The following is a 16006-nucleotide window of genomic DNA, read 5'->3' on the forward strand; positions in this document are numbered from 1 at the left end:
ACCGAATTCGGCGATGGAGAGATGCAGAATTCCTTCTTCATCAAATTCCAACCCGTTCCAGGTTCCCAGCAGATTGAAACCCGCCATCGTGTAGACCAATCGCGCTAGGAAATAGGTCCACACCGATGGCTAATCTATTGAAATGATATACCCTCGTCAACATCAACCGCACCGTCTCCGCCAGACGCACGTTCCACGTGCCGCGTGCGCATACTTTCATATTCTCCGGGTCGCGGCTCGCCGCTTGAAAGCCGCCGCCGGTCAGCATGATCAGATGTTCTTTGACGGCCTCGATCAGCGGGTGAAAATACACGTCATAAATGTTCCCGGTCGCACAGTCCCACTTGACGACCGGGCCCCACTGATTCAACAGCAAGCCCAGCTTGCCGCCGCCCTTGATGGCAAACAGCAAGGCAATCGTCACCAGTGCGCCGGGGAAGAGCCTGGCTTGCGGATATTTTTCGACCTCGCGCATCCGATCATCGACTCGGCAAAACAAGCTGATGATAAACTCTTGAGTAGTCACGGTGGTTGTTCCTTGATGTTGCCGTCTGTTCGGCCTCAACTTGAGGCTCCCCTTGACGATCTGTCAACTGGCGCATTAGTTATTAATCACTGAGAATGTTGTGACATCATTCCCAGGTTATCCGGGCAACGCTATCATTTATTGCGCTTTTGTCAGACTTATTCATCCCAGTGTCTATTCGAACATTAGAGGTGGCTAAGATTCCGCCTTAAGTTACCGGGCAGCGTTCTCACTAAACCTGCGCGTGAGCCGCCGCCGACCAAATTATTAACTGTCGCTATTGCGGCTTCCCTAACGGGCTTAACGTGTCGAGGGCGGAGCCTGCGCAGATTTCGGCAGCTAAAGAAACTGTTGGGAAAATCATGGCCGCCGCCAGACGTCTGTTTCCGAGCAAACCGACACGTGAAGTGACCAACTACATGCGACTCGACCTATACTTGAACAGACTTGCGGAGCGAGTGGCGCTTGCGCTCGGGGCTTTCGCATTGTTAGTGCTGCTGGCGTTCAATCTCCTTTCTGATTTTGCGCGCGGGACGCTGTCGGATGAGCGAGTGATGGTCTCGCGCGAGGTTCTTGCCGCTTCCTCAACTCGCTTCTCAAGCTCGCCGCGCTTGCATGTGAAACTCGCAGAGGCTTGCTGGCTCGCGCCGGAATGCAGCCTGGCAGATGCCGAATCGCACACGCTCCGCGCCATCGAGCTTTCGCCTTATGATTATCGCTTTCCGTTATTCCTATCTTTAATCAAAGAAGCAACCGGCGATCAAACCATTGCCGAGCAATACCTGCGGCGCGCGCTCGCGCTCGCCCCGAATTATACGGACGTGCGCTGGCATCTGGCGAACTTGCTGTTAAGGCAGGGCAAGCTCGATGAATCGCTCAATGAGTTTCGCACAACTATCGCTTCAAGGAACTCGCTTTTGCCGATGACGCTCGACCTGATATGGACGGCGGCGCACGGCGATATCAAGGCGATGGAAGCAGTCGCAAGCAATTCCACAAAAGGCCAAATTGCGCTGGCGCGGTTCCTCATGAAAAGATCGCGCGCGGCGGAAGCGGCTGCCCTCCTTGGCCGTCTTGATCGCAACGAATTGCTCGCGTCTCCTGAAACTCCGCCGTTAATTGACGAGCTGATCGCGGCGGCTCAGTTCCAGCTCGCGCGCGAGTTGTGGCTCGATTTAAGAGGCGCTGGCGACTCGGACCGCTCGCTCATCTGGAACGGCGGCTTTGAAGCGGTCGTAGCGAAAGAGCTTGCCCAGTTTGACTGGGTCGTAAAGCGCGACACGGGCGAGCGGTTTTCTCTCGATACAGGCATGGCGCATGGCGGCGCGAGATCGCTGAGAATAGATTTCACGCGACGCGGCCAGGCCGACCCCGAAGGTGAAGTCAGCCAATTGGTCGCAGTGCGCGCAGGCGTTCATTACCGGCTCGCGTGTTACGCGAAGTCCGAGCAGCTCAACTCTACAGAAGGGCCGCAAGTTGTGGTGACCGCGGTTGATTCATCTTCCCGGCTCGCTGTCTCCAAGCCTGTCGGCCAGGCAGCGGACGGCTGGCAGTTGATCATTGTTGATTTCGTCGCGCCTCGGCAGGCTTCAAACGGGGAATCAGCCGTCTACATTTCGATCAAGCTGAAGCCGCAAACCGGCCAGGAAGTGCCCTCCGAAGGGATCGTCTGGTTCGATGATTTTGCGATGAGTCAACAGCTAAGTGATAAGTAATGAGTAGAGTCGAGACGAATCGGTAATTACAACCTACCACTCATCACTCATCACTGCTCTTTCCCTCCTGGGTTTATGACAGCTCGAATAGACACGATGATTGCAACCGGGTTGCTCGTCGCGGTTGTCTTCACGGCGCTCGCGTACGGCGCGGTCGAGGCATGGTCAGTTGCCATCTTTGAATTGATCGTAGTCGCGCTCCTGGCGTTATGGACGATTCAGGTTCTGGTCGAAAAGCGCGTCACGTTGAGCATACCGGCAGCGGCACTGCCGCTAGCGGCGCTCGTCGTCGTTGGCCTCATTCAAAGCGTCGCCTTCACCAGCGGCGAGGGCAGGAGGTTAAGCCTATCTAAAGATGTCGAGGCGACGCGCAGCGCCGTCACCGTTATATTTTACCTGCTCGCGTCCCACATCATCGCGGCAAACTTTTTCACAACCCGGCGAAGATTGTTGGCCCTGACGAGGTTCCTCATCATTTACGGTCTGGCGATGGCGATTTTCGCCTTCGCCCAGCACTTCAGTTGGAACGGGCGCTTCTACTGGCTTCGGCCCAACACGCAGACCGCGTCGCCCTTCGGCCCGTTCGCCAGCCATAATCACTTCGCGGGGTACATGGAAATGTTGACGCCTATCCCTGTCGCGTTTGTCGTCGCGCGCGCAGTGCGGGGCGGCCAGTTAGTGTTTTGCGTGCTTGCGAGCGTGGTGATGGGGATTGCGATTATGGCCTCGCTCTCACGCGGAGGCATGATAGGTTTCTTCGCCTCGTTGGTTTTTCTCGCCCTTGGCGGTCTGTGCTATCGTAAGAAAGGCGAAGCCGGAACGAAGAAAGACGCGCGCGCAAGGCGGACGATTTCGCGGGCGGCTTTCCATCCGTCGCTGGTGGTCATTATTCTTATTGTGACAATCGCGGCAGGCATTTTTTTTATCGGCCCGCAAGCGATCATGAATCGAGTGACCGGTAGAGCGATGAGCGGTTCACAAGCAACTGCTGAAACTTTCTTCAGCAGCCGCGGCTGGATTTGGCAGGATACTTTATTGATGATCGGCGCCAACCCGGTGACGGGTGTCGGGATTGGCGCGTATCAGACGGCCTATCCAATTTATAGCCGGTCGGACGGAGCTTTAACGGTCAGCCACGCGCACAACGATTACCTTCAGGCGCTTTCTGACTGCGGCGTGCCGGGCGGGCTGATCGCCGCGTGGTTCATCGTCGCAATCTTTCGCGCAGTCGCGCGCGGCCTACGGTCGAGCGAGCCGGGGTTGCGAGGCTTCGCACTCGGGGGCGGCGCGGGCTTGCTCGCGCTGCTCGTCCACAGCATACTTGATTTCAACCTTCAAATCCCCTCGAACGCTTTGTTGTTCTTGCTGCTGACAGCGGTCGTCTCGCGTGTGGGCGCGATGGCTCAACACGATCAAGCAGCCACAACTCGCGCGGCCAGCGACTGAGGGGAATCTGTTTCGATTATCGGCGGCAGGAGTATTCACCATGAGAAGCGAAACGGCAAAGGCGCAACCCTATTTTTTGAGGCTCTCTACTCTCTTCCTTGCGGCAGCGGCCCTCGCGGCAGGTCCCGCACTCGGCGTCGCGCAAGAAGCGCCAAACCGGACTGGGAAACCGCAACAGCCGGCGGACGCTTCGCCAAAGCCTAGAGCGACTGAGGTATTGGTTTCGCCGGACGAAGATTACAAAATTGGGCCTCGCGATGTCATCGACGTGCAGGTCGAGAAAGCTCCCGAACTTTCAGGCACATGGAATGTCAGCGCGAGCGGCACATTTCTTATGCCTTATGTTGGCCGGGTCGTCGCCGTAAACAAAACGACGGAAGAACTGGCGGCTTTGATTGCCGACCGCTTGCGCGGCGACTACCTTAAGAGCCCGCGCGTCAAAGTCTCGGTCAAGCAGTATAACAGCCGCTCTTTCTTTATACAGGGCGCTGTGCGGAGCCCCGGCGTCTACCAGATTGAAGGCCGGGCGTCGCTGCTCAAGCTCATCATCCTCGCCGGGGGGCTGAGCGACAATCACGGCTCATCCGCTTTCATCATTCGGGAAATCAAAGCGGGCGGGGGCGGCGAGACTGCTGAAAACAATGATGCGGATGCGGCCCATGCCCGGCGCGCTGGCGGCGCTGTAAAAACCGTCTCCGACGGCGAGCCGAAGGTTTCGGGCGCGGACGCAAGCGATGCGAGCGCAGAGAAGTACGAGCTGATAATGGTGAACATCAACGGGCTATTGAAGGGGCACTTCGACCAGAACATGATCGTTGAGCCGGGCGACATCATCAACGTGCCGCCGTCAGACCTTTTTTTCGTGGCGGGCGAGGTGCGCGCGCCCGGCTCTTACACGCTGAAAGAAGGGACAACCCTCAGACAGGCCATCTCGCTTGCGCAGGGCACGACTTTCAATGCCGCCGCGAGCCATGGCATCATCTTCCGCGAGGAGCCGGGCACGGGCAAGCGTCTCGACATGAAAGTGGACATAGGCGGCGTGATGAGCGGCAAGAAGCCTGACGTGCCAATCATGGCCAACGACGTCGTCATCGTGCCAAACAGCCGCATGAAATCGGTCACCCACATGATGTTATCCGCATTCGGCGTGCAGGCGGTTATTCGTGGACTGCCGTATTAAGCCACTTCTGGAGCACGAGCGAGTCGCCCAGTCCCAGCAAGGTTGGAGATTAGCAAATGGCAGATGAAAGATCCGAGATTGAAAAAATTCCCTCGGGCGAAGTCCTGCAGCCGGTTTATCCGAGACCAGTGAGTTACGGGTACGGCCAGGAGCCAGACGCGGGCGGAATCAATCTGCGCGAAATCTGGCGGACAATACGCAAGCGCCTATGGCTGATCATCGCCGCGGCCGTCATTATTACGACAATCGTCAGCGTCGAGGTGTACAGGACGAAGTCCACCTACCAGGCGGCGGCGATCATCGAGATCGGCAAGAACAACACCACCGTCGTCAAGACGGCTGACGTCATTGTACAGACGGACGACACGGATAGCCTGCGCACGAAGATGTATTTGCTCAAAAGCCGCCCTCTGCTCAAGGATGTGGTCTTGCGGTTGGGTCTGGACAAGAACCCCAAGTTTCTCGACGCGAACAGTCGCAAGTCGCTGCTGGAAGCCGTGCAAACGATCTGGGGCAAATTCCAGGCGGATCAAGCATCACAACCCGCTGCGCAACAATCGGCTTCGCAGAAAGAAGCCTTGCCCGTGCGCTCGACCAACGACTTCAGCGACTCCGTCGATGACAGCGGCCGGTTGAAGCCTTACATTGACGTGCTGGCCGAGCACCTGAATGTCGAAGAGGTCCCGAACACCCGGCTGATCGCCGTCTCCTTCATTCACACGGAGCCTGCGATAGCCGCCAGTGTCGCCAATGGTGTCGCACGTGAGTTCGTTGAGCGCGATTTCCTGAATCAGACCGACAGGTTCACGAAAACTTCCGACTGGTTGAAAAATACGACGCGCGACCTGCTTACGAAAGTAAGGGAGGCCGAGCAGAAACTCGCGGATTACACACGCGAGCACGGGATTTTTTCAACCGAAGGCAAGGAGACGCTGACGACGAACCGGCTCGCGGAGCTGCACACTCAAGTCATGCGCGCCGAGACTGATCGGCTGCTAAAGCAATCGCTTTATGAAGAAGTCAGGCAAGGGCGCGTGACCCAGTTGCCCGAGGCGTTTTCGGACCCGAGGATCGCCGCGCTTCAAGCAAAGCTCTCCGAGCTTGCGGTCCGTGTCGCGCAGCTCGATGTTGACTTCGGGCCTAAGCACCCGGAAGTGGTTCAGGTCAAACAACAGATGGCAGTCATTCAGGACCAGATTAACGCCGGTCGGAAAACGCTTGAGGAGAAATTGAAGGCTGATTACGAACGCGCCGTCCGTGATGAGAAGGCGCTGAGCTCGGCGCTCAATCAGGCGAAGGAGGAAGCCATCCAGCTCAATCAGGATACGATCCAGTACAATATCCTGAAATCGAATGTCGAGACGGCCAAAACCTTATACACGGAGTTTCTGCAGAAGACCAACCAGACCGACATTCAACTCGCCGAGCAGCACAACAACATGCGCGTGGTCGAGCCCGCGGAAATGCCCATGTCGCCGGTGGGGCCGAACCGCTTGCGGACGATAATGATCGGATTATTCTTCAGCCTGCTGGCAGGCATCGGCCTGGCCTTCCTGCTTGAGCGGCTCGATAACACCATCAAGACGGTCGAGGACGTGAGCTGGTATATGCGCTTGCCCGCACTCAGCGTCATCCCCGCGATATCGGTTAACGGGCCGCGCCGCCTACTGCCGAAAGGCAGAAAAAGGGGGGCGATTGCCGCCGCAAGCATCTCTGCCGCCACGGATGGCGAAGACAAAATGAGAGCCATTCAACTGGTGGCTCTCGAAAGCCGCTCGGCGGCGGCTGAGGCGTATCGTATGCTCCGCACGTCTATGCTGCTGTCGGCTGCGGGCCATCCGCCTCGCACGATCCTCGTAACCAGCGGCGGGCCAAGCGAGGGCAAAACCACCACGGTGATCAACACCGCCGTCTCGTTGTCGCAGCTCGGCGCCTCGGTGCTGATTATAGATTGCGACCTGCGCAAACCGTCCGCCCACACGATATTCGGTCTGGATCATGTTACGGGGCTGTCTACTTATCTGTCGCAGGATGTCGAGCTTGACGGTTTGATTCACCCTCTTCAAATACCGAATCTGTCCTTGCTGCCGTGCGGGCCGGTTCCCCCGAACCCGGCTGAATTGCTCAGCTCCGACAAGATGAAGGCATTGCTGCAAGCGATGGCGGCGCGCTACGATCACATCCTGCTCGATTCGCCACCGCTCATCAGCGTCACAGACCCTGTGATCCTTTCGACCATAGTCGACGGCGTCATCCTCGTCGTGCACGGCGGCAAGAGCACGCGTGAGATGGCGCGCCGAGCAAGGCAAGACCTTGAAAGCGTCGGGGCAAAAATCTTCGGCGTCGTCTTGAACAACGTCGACATGCGGCGCGAAGGCTATGACGGCTATTATTATCAGCGCTATTACTCAAGCTACCCCGAAGACAACCATAAGCCGGACGTAAGCGACAACGGCAAGGCAAGCTGAGGCGGCTTACAGTCGAACCCCAGACAGGCCAACTTGCCAAGCGCCTGCCTGAACAATCTCCACAGGAATCGCGATCAGGCGAAGGAGACGGCGCTCTGGAATCAATCGCCGGCCCGAACGACAAGGCGCGCTCAGAGGCGAAAGACTCGGTGGACGCAACTCATCAGACAACTGCGCCGCCTGAACTTCAGGTGGTGACCATAGGCGCTTCGCGGTGGAGCCAATTTGGCCTGAAAGATATGTGGGCTTACCGCGAGTTGTTTTTCTTTCTCACGTGGCGCGACGTGAAGGTGCGCTACAAACAGACGCTGCTCGGAGTGGCGTGGGCCGTCCTGCAACCCGTCTTTACAATGATCGTCTTCACGCTCTTTTTCGGCAGATTCGCAGGAATCCCGTCGGACGGCATCCCGTATCCGCTCTTTGCGTTGGCGGGGCTGTTGCCCTGGACTTTTTTCTCGAACGCCGTTTCCGCAAGCAGCAACAGCCTGGTCGGGAATGCGAATCTGATCACGAAAGTCTATTTCCCACGCATCATTATTCCGGGGGCCGCGACGGCGGCGGCGCTCGTTGATTTCGCAGTCGCTTTCGTCATTTTAATCGTGTTGATGATTTATTATGGCATTGCCATCAGTTGGAACCTCGCTCTGCTGCCCGCGCTGGTTTTGCTCACCACGCTGCTCGCGCTCGGCGTCGGGATGTGGACTTCGGCGTTGAATGTTCAATACAGGGACATTCGCTATGCCCTGCCCTTCATGATGCAAATATGGATGTTCGTCTCGCCCATTATTTATCCGACAAGCATAATTCCTGAGAAGTATCGCTGGGCGCTGGCACTCAATCCATTGAGCGGCATAATCACGGGCTACCGCGCCTCGCTGTTCGGCCAGCAATTTGACTGGTCTGCGCTTGCGGTCGCGTCTGTGGCGACGCTCGCCTTCCTGCTGTATTCGGCATACTCGTTCAGGCGAATGGAAAATAAGTTCGCTGATATAATCTGAAAAATCTTAGCCAAGCCGTCGAGTAAGACCGCGCCAACAGAGGTCGACGTTGAAGCCGCCCATTATGTCTGACTGTTCTTTATGAGCCAACCCGCTATTCAAGTCGAGAGCATTTCTAAGCAGTACAGATTAGGCGCGGCAGAGCAAAGCTACCGCACTTTTCGTGAGGCCCTCATGGAAGCGGCTGCGACGCCCTTTCGCCGCTTGCGGCAGTTGGCCAGTCGGTCGTCGGAAGCCGACACCATCTGGGCGCTGAAGGACGTCTCCTTCGTCGTCGAGCCGGGTGAAGTCGTCGGCATTATTGGTCACAACGGCGCAGGCAAAAGCACGCTGTTGAAAATACTGTCGCGTATCACCCAGCCGACTTCCGGCACGGCGCAGATTCGGGGCCGCGTCGCCAGCCTGCTCGAAGTCGGCACGGGCTTTCACGCGGAACTGACGGGGCGCGAGAACATCTATTTGAATGGGGCGATACTCGGCATGGCCCGCCGCGAGATTCAACAGAACTTTGATGCTATCGTGGCGTTCGCTGAAGTCGAGCGATTTATTGACACGCCTGTGAAGCGCTATTCGAGTGGCATGTATCTCAGGCTCGCGTTCGCTGTCGCCGCGCACTTGCAGCCCGAAATCCTTCTGGTTGACGAAGTGTTGGCCGTAGGCGATGCCGCCTTTCAAAAGAAATGTCTCGGCAAGATGGGCGATGTCGCCCGCGAAGGGCGCACCGTGCTTTTCATCAGCCACAATCTTTCGGCGGTGCGCGCGCTCTGCCCGCACACCATTTTGCTGGACCGCGGTCGCATTAAAGCCGCCGCTGACACCGACCGCGTCCTGGAGCTTTATAGCCGCCTGGGCATCGAATCCACTTCCAGCGCTTGGGTCAGACCCGCGCCTGCCGAGGGTGAAAAACAGCCTTCGTTAAGAGTCACGAAAGTTCAATTGCTTGGCGATAATTGCGCGGTCGCACAGGTCGATCAGCCGCTGCGCATCGCAATCGAGTTCATTGTCGAAGCGAACCCATCGTACGTCATTCCCGGCATTCATTTCTTGAGCAGTGAGGGCCTGATTCTGTTCTCTTCGGCAAACTGGGGTGCGGGCCGTCTGTCGCCTGGTCGCTATACGACCCACTGCGAAGTGCCGCCGTTTTTACTGAACGAAGGCCGAATTACTGTGTCGGTTTATCTCTACAATTCTGCGCGCCCGGCGGCAACCGAGGTGCCGGTTGACTGGATAAGCCACACCGTCAGCTTCGACGTCGACACGTCGGCATGGATTGATAAGAGCCGTAGCCGCTGGCTTCGACCCTGGCCCGGACTGGTTCGCCCCGACATCCGGTGGGGCGAGTGCCTGTCATCATCGTGGATGAGCATGCCGCCGGAAAAAGCCGGCGCGCAAAACGAGGCCCGCGCCGCTACGCAAGACGCAATTAACCAAACAGAGGTCAGCTCTTAACCGTTATTCGCAGCCGCCCGCGAGGGGCGTCACTTCCTGGGGAGCGATGCCGATACACCACCAAAAATTGATGCGGCAACTAGGCCCTGATCAGCGCGTGCTTGAGATTGGTCCCGGCGCTTTTCCGCATCCGCGCGCAGACGTGCTATGCGACCGCTACTCGCGGGGCGACGCAGAAGCCTTCAGCCAGGACGGCAATCTCGACCGCCCCATTTACACACAACCTTTGATACTCTATTCGGGCGTGCGGACGCCATTCACTGACTGCGCGTTCGATTACGTCATCTGCTCGCACGTCCTCGAACACGTACCGGCAGACGATATCGAAAGGTTCCTGGCGGAGATGACTCGCATCGGCAAGAGCGGATATATTGAATTCCCATCTTATGTCTTTGAATTGATAAACAACGTCGGTGTTCATCAATGGCTGATTAACGTCGTTGGCGGTGAGATTCGCCTGCTCGAGAAAGCACGCGTCCAGGATTCTGTTCGGCAGATCGCCGAGGCAATCGGCCCCATCTTCGAGCAACTCATGACTGAGTCGTCCGGTTATCAAGCCTTGTATCAAAGCTACCTGCCCATCTGGATCATCGGCTTAGAATGGGACGAGACGATCAACTTCAGAATCGTTGATTCGCTCGACAATCTGATTGATGCGGTCGAGCGCGCCAAGTTAATAGCAAACCTCTCGGCAATCGAGCACCGCGAGAAAAGCCGGAAAAGGCGAATGCTGCGCGCGGTAAAGAATAGAGTCGGGCGAATAATCAGGTGGAAACGACCGGGCAATCAAGGAGAAAAAAAAGCCGAGTTGCCCGCCTGGATTTCAAGCGTCGTCGCTTGCCCGTCCTGTCATCTGACGACGCTTCGCTTCGGCCCTGAAGAAACACGCTGCGAAAGCTGCGGGGCGCGCTACGACACAAGGGCGGGAGAGTATTTCTTATATCCCCCCATGACGGACGAGAATTATTACCAACCGCTTGTCGTCGCGGATAAGGAACGCTGAAAAATGCTCGATGCCGTCAAGAATCCCTCCCCCAGCGCCCGCGCGGCCATAGCAAATGAACAAGGTCGCTCGCGCTCATGTCCTATTTGTGGCACGACCGGCGGACGGGTTGTCTCACGCGGTTCAAATAGTCGCGATGGGCATTCGCTTTCGGGCGAGTACGTTAGGTGCGATGGGTGCTCGCATCTTTTCCTTTGCCCGATACGAGACGCAGAGGAGCTCGCCGGTTTATACGAGCAACTTTGGCAAGACGAATCGGTAATCCAAGCCAATGTCAAATCAAGAACTGCAAATGGGATGCGCGCGTTGTTCACGAGAGCCGAGTATAAGCTTTTCAAGCAGAGCTTTGAGCGATACGCGGCGCTGCACCAATTCTTGCCAACGATTCGCAAAGACTCTCCGCGATTACTCGACATGGGTTGCGGCGAAGGGACAGGGCTAACCGGATTTGTGAATAGCGGCTGGAGCATCTCTGGCGTTGACATCAGCCCGACGGCGGTAGCGACTGCCCGGCGTAGGATCCCGTCGGGCGAGTTTGTGTCGGGCGAGCTTACCGAAGCGGCGCGGCGGCTCGGCCCATTCGACCTCGTGCGGCTCGATAACGTCTTAGAGCATGTCATTAATCCTTCGTCCGTCCTGGGCGCAGCCTTCGAGCACTTGCATCCCGGCGGCTTCATCGCCATCTACGTTCCGCATGGCGAGAGCCTTTCGCTGCGCCTGTTTCGCAGCCGAAGCGTGAGCCACTGGGTCCCGTACCACCTGCACCTTTTCACAAGGCAGTCACTCGGAAGGGCGTTAGAGTCGGTCGGGTTCAAGATCACGGAAATGCATTTGATTGATCCTCCAACATGGTGGCCGCTCACGATGAGTCAAACATTACACCCGGGTCGCAACCTGGCAAGCTATGGCCGCGCGGCAATTGAGTCAATTCACCTGCGGGTTGCCGCCATGCCGTTTCGTTTCTTATCACGGTTGGCAAGCGGCGAAGAGTTGATTGCATTCGCGCGGCGGCCCGCCCAGCCATGACCGGCGCTAGAGAAACGTTGCCGTTCCGGAAGTATTATCGTCAGCGTCATTCGAGATGAACATTTTTTACGCCGTAGACCCGTCCCCGAATCACTGGGGGCTGCGCGATTCTCAAGTGTGGCACCGCAACTTCTACGACACGTTTCGTGAGATGGGCCATACAATCATCGGCTTCGTCTTCGACTTCTCAGAGTATAACCGGAACCTCGACCTCGAAGACCCCAATCAAAAAGCGTATATCGAGGAGCACCGGCCCGAGCTTGAGCAGAAATTGATACAACAGGTGAGAGCGGCGCACGCGCACCGCCCCATAGACTTATTCTTTTCATACTTCTACAGCGCGCACTGTAGCTCGCCTGTTATCGACGAGATTAAAGCGCTCGGCATTCCGACCGTGAATTTTTATTGCAACGCCTCTTATCAATTTCATCTTGTCCGCGACCTTGCGCCCGCTTATGATTGGTGTCTGGTGGCTGAAAAATTTCGGCTCGACGATTACCACGCCGTCGGCGCGAATCCTTATTACTTTCAAGAGGCGGCGAATCCTGGTTTTTATCGTCCTTTCTCAGAGCCTTACCGCTACGACGTTGCTTTCGTCGGCCAGATGTACGGCGACCGCCCGCAGTTTATTCATTACCTGCACAACAACGATGTGCAGGTGCGGGTGTGGGGCCCGAACTGGCGCGAATCTTACCCCTCTAGCTTTGAGTTGTGGCGCGCCCGGCTCAAGCGATTGCTGAAGGGACAACTGCCGCACCGGCTCGGAAGGTGCAAGCGTAAAAACACCAACGGCCATTCAACCTCAAGCCCTGCGCAACGCGATGGCGCGACCGCCCGCCCGCGACTGCCTCGTAGGATTCTCGGCCCGCCGCTTTCCGACCAGGAGATGGTGCGCCGATACAGCGAGAGCAAAATCAGTCTGGGCTTCGCAAAATGCGGACTCACTTATCAAGATGAAGCGCCTATCCGACAGGTGCGACTGCGCGACTTCGAGGCGACGATGAGCGGCGCGTTTTACTTGATGGAGTACGTCGAGGAGATCGAAGCGTTCTTCGAGGTCGGCAAGGAAGTGGTTTGCTTTGAGGGCGGCGAAAGCCTCGTCGACAAGGCTCGCTATTACCTCAAGCGCGACCGGGAGCGCGAGCAAATTAAAGCAGCGGGTCGCCGCCGTGCGCTCAACGACCATACCTGGCGGCGGCGCTTCGAGGATTTCTTCCGGCATTCCGGGATCGGCTGAGATGGGCGGTCGGCTCATTGATCGGGTGAGCGTGGTTGATGCTTAAAGTTAGCGTAATCATTCCCGCATACAACAGCGAGCGTTACCTGGAAGAAGCGGTCGAAAGCGCCGTGGCGAGCACCTGGCCGGAGAAGGAAGTCATCATTCTCGATGACGGCTCGACGGATCGAACGCGCGAAATCGCCGCGCGCCTGGAGAATAAACATCCCGGAATCGTTCGCGCCCTCGCGCACCCGGATGGCCGCAATCACGGGGTCGCCGCGGCTCGCAACTGCGCGGCTCAACATTCGACCGGACAGGCGCTCGCTATTTTAGACGCGGACGACAGACTGCTGCCCGACCACCTGTCGCACGCCGCGGATGTCCTTGCTCGCCATCGGGAAGTGGCGCTGGTTTACGGTCGCGCCAGATATTTGTTCGAAGTCGAGCGAGAAGGTCTCTGGGTCAGCGGCGAGGAAGGCGGGTGGGGGCCTGCGCGCGGCGTTGTGTCAGAGGCTTTCGAGCGATTGTTATCAGGCAACTTCGTACAGATGTCTACGGTGGTTTGCAGGCGAGAGCCGTTCTTCGCCATCGGCGGCTTCGATGCGAATATCAAGTTCATGCAACAGGATTACCTTCTCTGGACGAAGCTGGCCTACCGCTATCCGATTTTCTACCTGGATGAAGTAGGCGCGGAGTACCGCATCCATCCGGCAAGTTATTCCGCCAACCTAGAGTGGGAGAAAGTGGCAAGCGCGAAGCAGTTTGAATACCTGCACTGCATTTCAAGGTCGATTCCCCGAACGGATGCGCAGGGCTGGCACAGGGTCCGTGAGGCGTGGCAATCACTCGGGAAACGGATTTTATACAGGTTCTATCGAGCCTTGCGCAGCCGCAACTTTTCGCAGGCCAGGCGCGAGCTGGCCGTATTGCGGCGTTTGCCTGAAAAAGCACATCTCGTTCGCGCGCCTTTCGAGTGGCGGCGCAATCGCCTCCATGCGCGCCAGCTTCTTAATTTAAAGGGGTGATATAGTGGCAGAGGGGTTTTGGAAAGGAAAGCGAGTCCTGGTCACCGGCGGGGCCGGTTTCATTGGCTCCTACGTGGTGCGGCGACTGTTAAAGCAAAGGGCCAAAGTGGCCATAGCCGATAACTTTGAAAATGGCCGGCTGGGCAACATTGAAGAGGTCTGCAAAGACGTCGAAGTTATGGAAGGCGATCTTCGCGATCCGCAATTTTGCCTTCGCGCTTGCGACCGCAAGGAGGTGACGCTGCACCTGGCATCGAAGGCTTATGGCCTTTCGTATAGCTACATGCACCACGGCGAGATGCTGGCTGACAACCTCCTCATCAACACGAACATCCTGGAAGCATGTCGCAAAGCGCAGGTGCCGCGTGTAATGATCGCCAGCTCATCCTGCGTCTACCCGGATGACGCGGCAGTGCCGACGCCTGAAACTCAAGATATAAGCGGCAGCGGGCCGGAGCAAGCCAACGAGGGCTATGGCTGGGCCAAGCGAATGCTCGAACGGCAGGCCGTTTACTATCACCGCGAGCACGATATGGAGATAGCCATCGCGCGGCCATTCAACACGTACGGCCCGCGACACAGGTATGACCCGGCGCGGGCGCACGTCCTGCCGGCTCTGGTCATGCGAGTGCTGCGCGGCGAAAACCCGATCATCGTGTGGGGCAGCGGGAATCAGACGCGCTCCTTCGTCCATGCCGAAGATGTGGCGATAGCTTTGATGCTTCTCGCGGAGAAATACCCGTGCGCCGACCCCGTCAACATCGGGCATGACAGGGAGATAACGATCAGAGATTTGATCGCCCTCATACTGGAGATCACCGGCGAGAAGCGTGAGGTGGTCTTTGACCGCACGAAGCCCGAGGGCGCGATTCGAAAGAGTTGCGACCCCACGAAGCTGAGGCAGGTCACGGGCTTCGTTCCCACAATCATGCTGGGTGACGGGCTGCCGGCCACCATCGCGTATTATGAACAAGAATCATCCAAAGCCGGGAGGTGAGGTTGCCGGCGATGAACAGTCGTGATCGGCTGCGCCCGTTCACCTCACACGAGGTTAAGCAGTTCGTAGTGCCGGAACTCTGGAACCGGCTCCGAGACAGCAACCCGGCAAAAGGGATTATTATTTTAGAAACCGCGCGCCGCTGTGCGGCTCCGGCATAGGGGTAATCTTGTGGAACGGAAAGCGATGATGGAGTTGAAAGAGGCGAGTCCTGATTTTTACTCTAAAGAGTATTTTTTCGGGGCAGAAGGCGCAGAGCTTTATCTACAGACACACGGATCTGCGCTCGGCGCCTACCGCGCGCGCGTGTTTCAGCTCGCCGATCCGCAACCCGGCGAACGCATACTCGACCTCGGTTGCGGCAGGGGGGAAGTCGTCCTGGCTTGCCTGCGCCGTGGCTGTAAGGTATGGGGGCTTGACTTCAGTCCCGATGCGGTGGCTCTGACTTTAGAGACTGTCCGCGCCAACGACCCGTCTGCCGAGGCCCGCCTCGACCTCCGCTCGTGCGACGCGGCGGATATGGAATATGATTCCGAGCTTTTCGATTGCGTCCTCACGTCGGATTTCGTAGAGCATCTCCTCCCGGAACGGCTCGACCGGATCATCAAGAAAGTTCATCGTAGTTTGAAGCCGGGCGGGCGCTTCATTGTTCACACCTCGCCCTCCGTAGGCTACCTCTTATTCGGGCAGTACGTCGCCCGCCTGAGCGAGATGCTGCGCGGACGGCCAAGGCAGCCGCTGCTGACTTTCAAAAGCGAGTTGGAGATCGGCGGGCATTGCAACATCCAATCGGTTCGCAGTCTGCGCAGGCTTCTCGAAGGATTCTCTCGCACCGAAGCCTGGGCAGAATTCAGCCTGAACCGAGGTCGCATCAAATCCGCTCTCAATAAAATCGGGGCGACTCCCCTGCTCGCGCATCACCTTTACGCACGGGCCTACAAGTAGCCTCTGCTC

13 protein-coding genes are annotated in these 16006 nt (G+C 57.6%); 12 read left to right on the top strand and 1 reads right to left on the bottom strand.

Going from position 1 to position 16006, the window contains the following annotated elements; translation table 11 throughout:
* Window positions 1-40: 40 nt before the first annotated feature.
* Complete coding sequence (locus VJ464_15600; GenBank protein HKQ06558.1) at window positions 41-526, bottom strand: hypothetical protein; 486 nt, start codon at window positions 524-526, stop codon at window positions 41-43.
* A gap of 419 nt (window positions 527-945) precedes the next feature.
* On the opposite strand from VJ464_15600, the gene VJ464_15605 reads away from it, so the two are divergent.
* The 12 genes from VJ464_15605 (at window position 946) to VJ464_15660 (ending at window position 15997) form a co-directional block, all read left to right on the top strand.
* On the top strand, window positions 946-2241 hold the full coding sequence (locus VJ464_15605; protein HKQ06559.1) for a tetratricopeptide repeat protein: 1296 nt from the start codon (window positions 946-948) through the stop codon (window positions 2239-2241).
* A 96-nt stretch (window positions 2242-2337) separates the two neighbouring features.
* A complete protein-coding gene (locus VJ464_15610; protein HKQ06560.1) occupies window positions 2338-3687 on the top strand; it encodes an O-antigen ligase family protein in 1350 nt (449 codons plus the stop codon).
* A 217-nt stretch (window positions 3688-3904) separates the two neighbouring features.
* Window positions 3905-4867, top strand: coding sequence for a polysaccharide biosynthesis/export family protein (locus VJ464_15615; protein ID HKQ06561.1), 963 nt, complete (start codon window positions 3905-3907; stop codon window positions 4865-4867).
* Between the two features lie 56 nt (window positions 4868-4923).
* Window positions 4924-7335: a polysaccharide biosynthesis tyrosine autokinase gene (locus VJ464_15620; GenBank protein HKQ06562.1), complete on the top strand. Its 2412-nt coding sequence runs from the start codon at window positions 4924-4926 to the stop codon at window positions 7333-7335.
* Between the two features lie 149 nt (window positions 7336-7484).
* A complete protein-coding gene (locus tag VJ464_15625) occupies window positions 7485-8333 on the top strand; it encodes an ABC transporter permease (GenBank protein ID HKQ06563.1) in 849 nt (282 codons plus the stop codon).
* 174 nt (window positions 8334-8507) lie between these two features.
* Window positions 8508-9782 (top strand): ABC transporter ATP-binding protein, encoded by a 1275-nt coding sequence (locus VJ464_15630; protein ID HKQ06564.1) that lies wholly within the window; start codon window positions 8508-8510, stop codon window positions 9780-9782.
* A gap of 70 nt (window positions 9783-9852) precedes the next feature.
* Complete coding sequence (locus VJ464_15635) at window positions 9853-10785, top strand: methyltransferase domain-containing protein (protein HKQ06565.1); 933 nt, start codon at window positions 9853-9855, stop codon at window positions 10783-10785.
* Window positions 10786-11091: 306 nt separating this feature from the next.
* On the top strand, window positions 11092-11811 hold the full coding sequence (locus VJ464_15640) for a class I SAM-dependent methyltransferase (protein HKQ06566.1): 720 nt from the start codon (window positions 11092-11094) through the stop codon (window positions 11809-11811).
* Between the two features lie 55 nt (window positions 11812-11866).
* Window positions 11867-13048, top strand: coding sequence for a glycosyltransferase (locus VJ464_15645; GenBank protein ID HKQ06567.1), 1182 nt, complete (start codon window positions 11867-11869; stop codon window positions 13046-13048).
* Between the two features lie 38 nt (window positions 13049-13086).
* On the top strand, window positions 13087-14055 hold the full coding sequence (locus VJ464_15650) for a glycosyltransferase family A protein (GenBank protein HKQ06568.1): 969 nt from the start codon (window positions 13087-13089) through the stop codon (window positions 14053-14055).
* Window positions 14056-14059: 4 nt separating this feature from the next.
* Window positions 14060-15052 carry an NAD-dependent epimerase/dehydratase family protein gene (locus VJ464_15655; GenBank protein ID HKQ06569.1) on the top strand — a complete coding sequence of 331 codons (993 nt, stop codon included), beginning with the start codon at window positions 14060-14062 and terminating at the stop codon, window positions 15050-15052.
* Between the two features lie 171 nt (window positions 15053-15223).
* A complete protein-coding gene (locus tag VJ464_15660; protein HKQ06570.1) occupies window positions 15224-15997 on the top strand; it encodes a class I SAM-dependent methyltransferase in 774 nt (257 codons plus the stop codon).
* The last annotated feature ends 9 nt before the right edge of the window (window positions 15998-16006 follow it).

This window comes from Blastocatellia bacterium, assembly GCA_035275065.1.
In the GTDB taxonomy this organism is placed as follows: Bacteria; Acidobacteriota; Blastocatellia; order UBA7656; family UBA7656; genus DATENM01.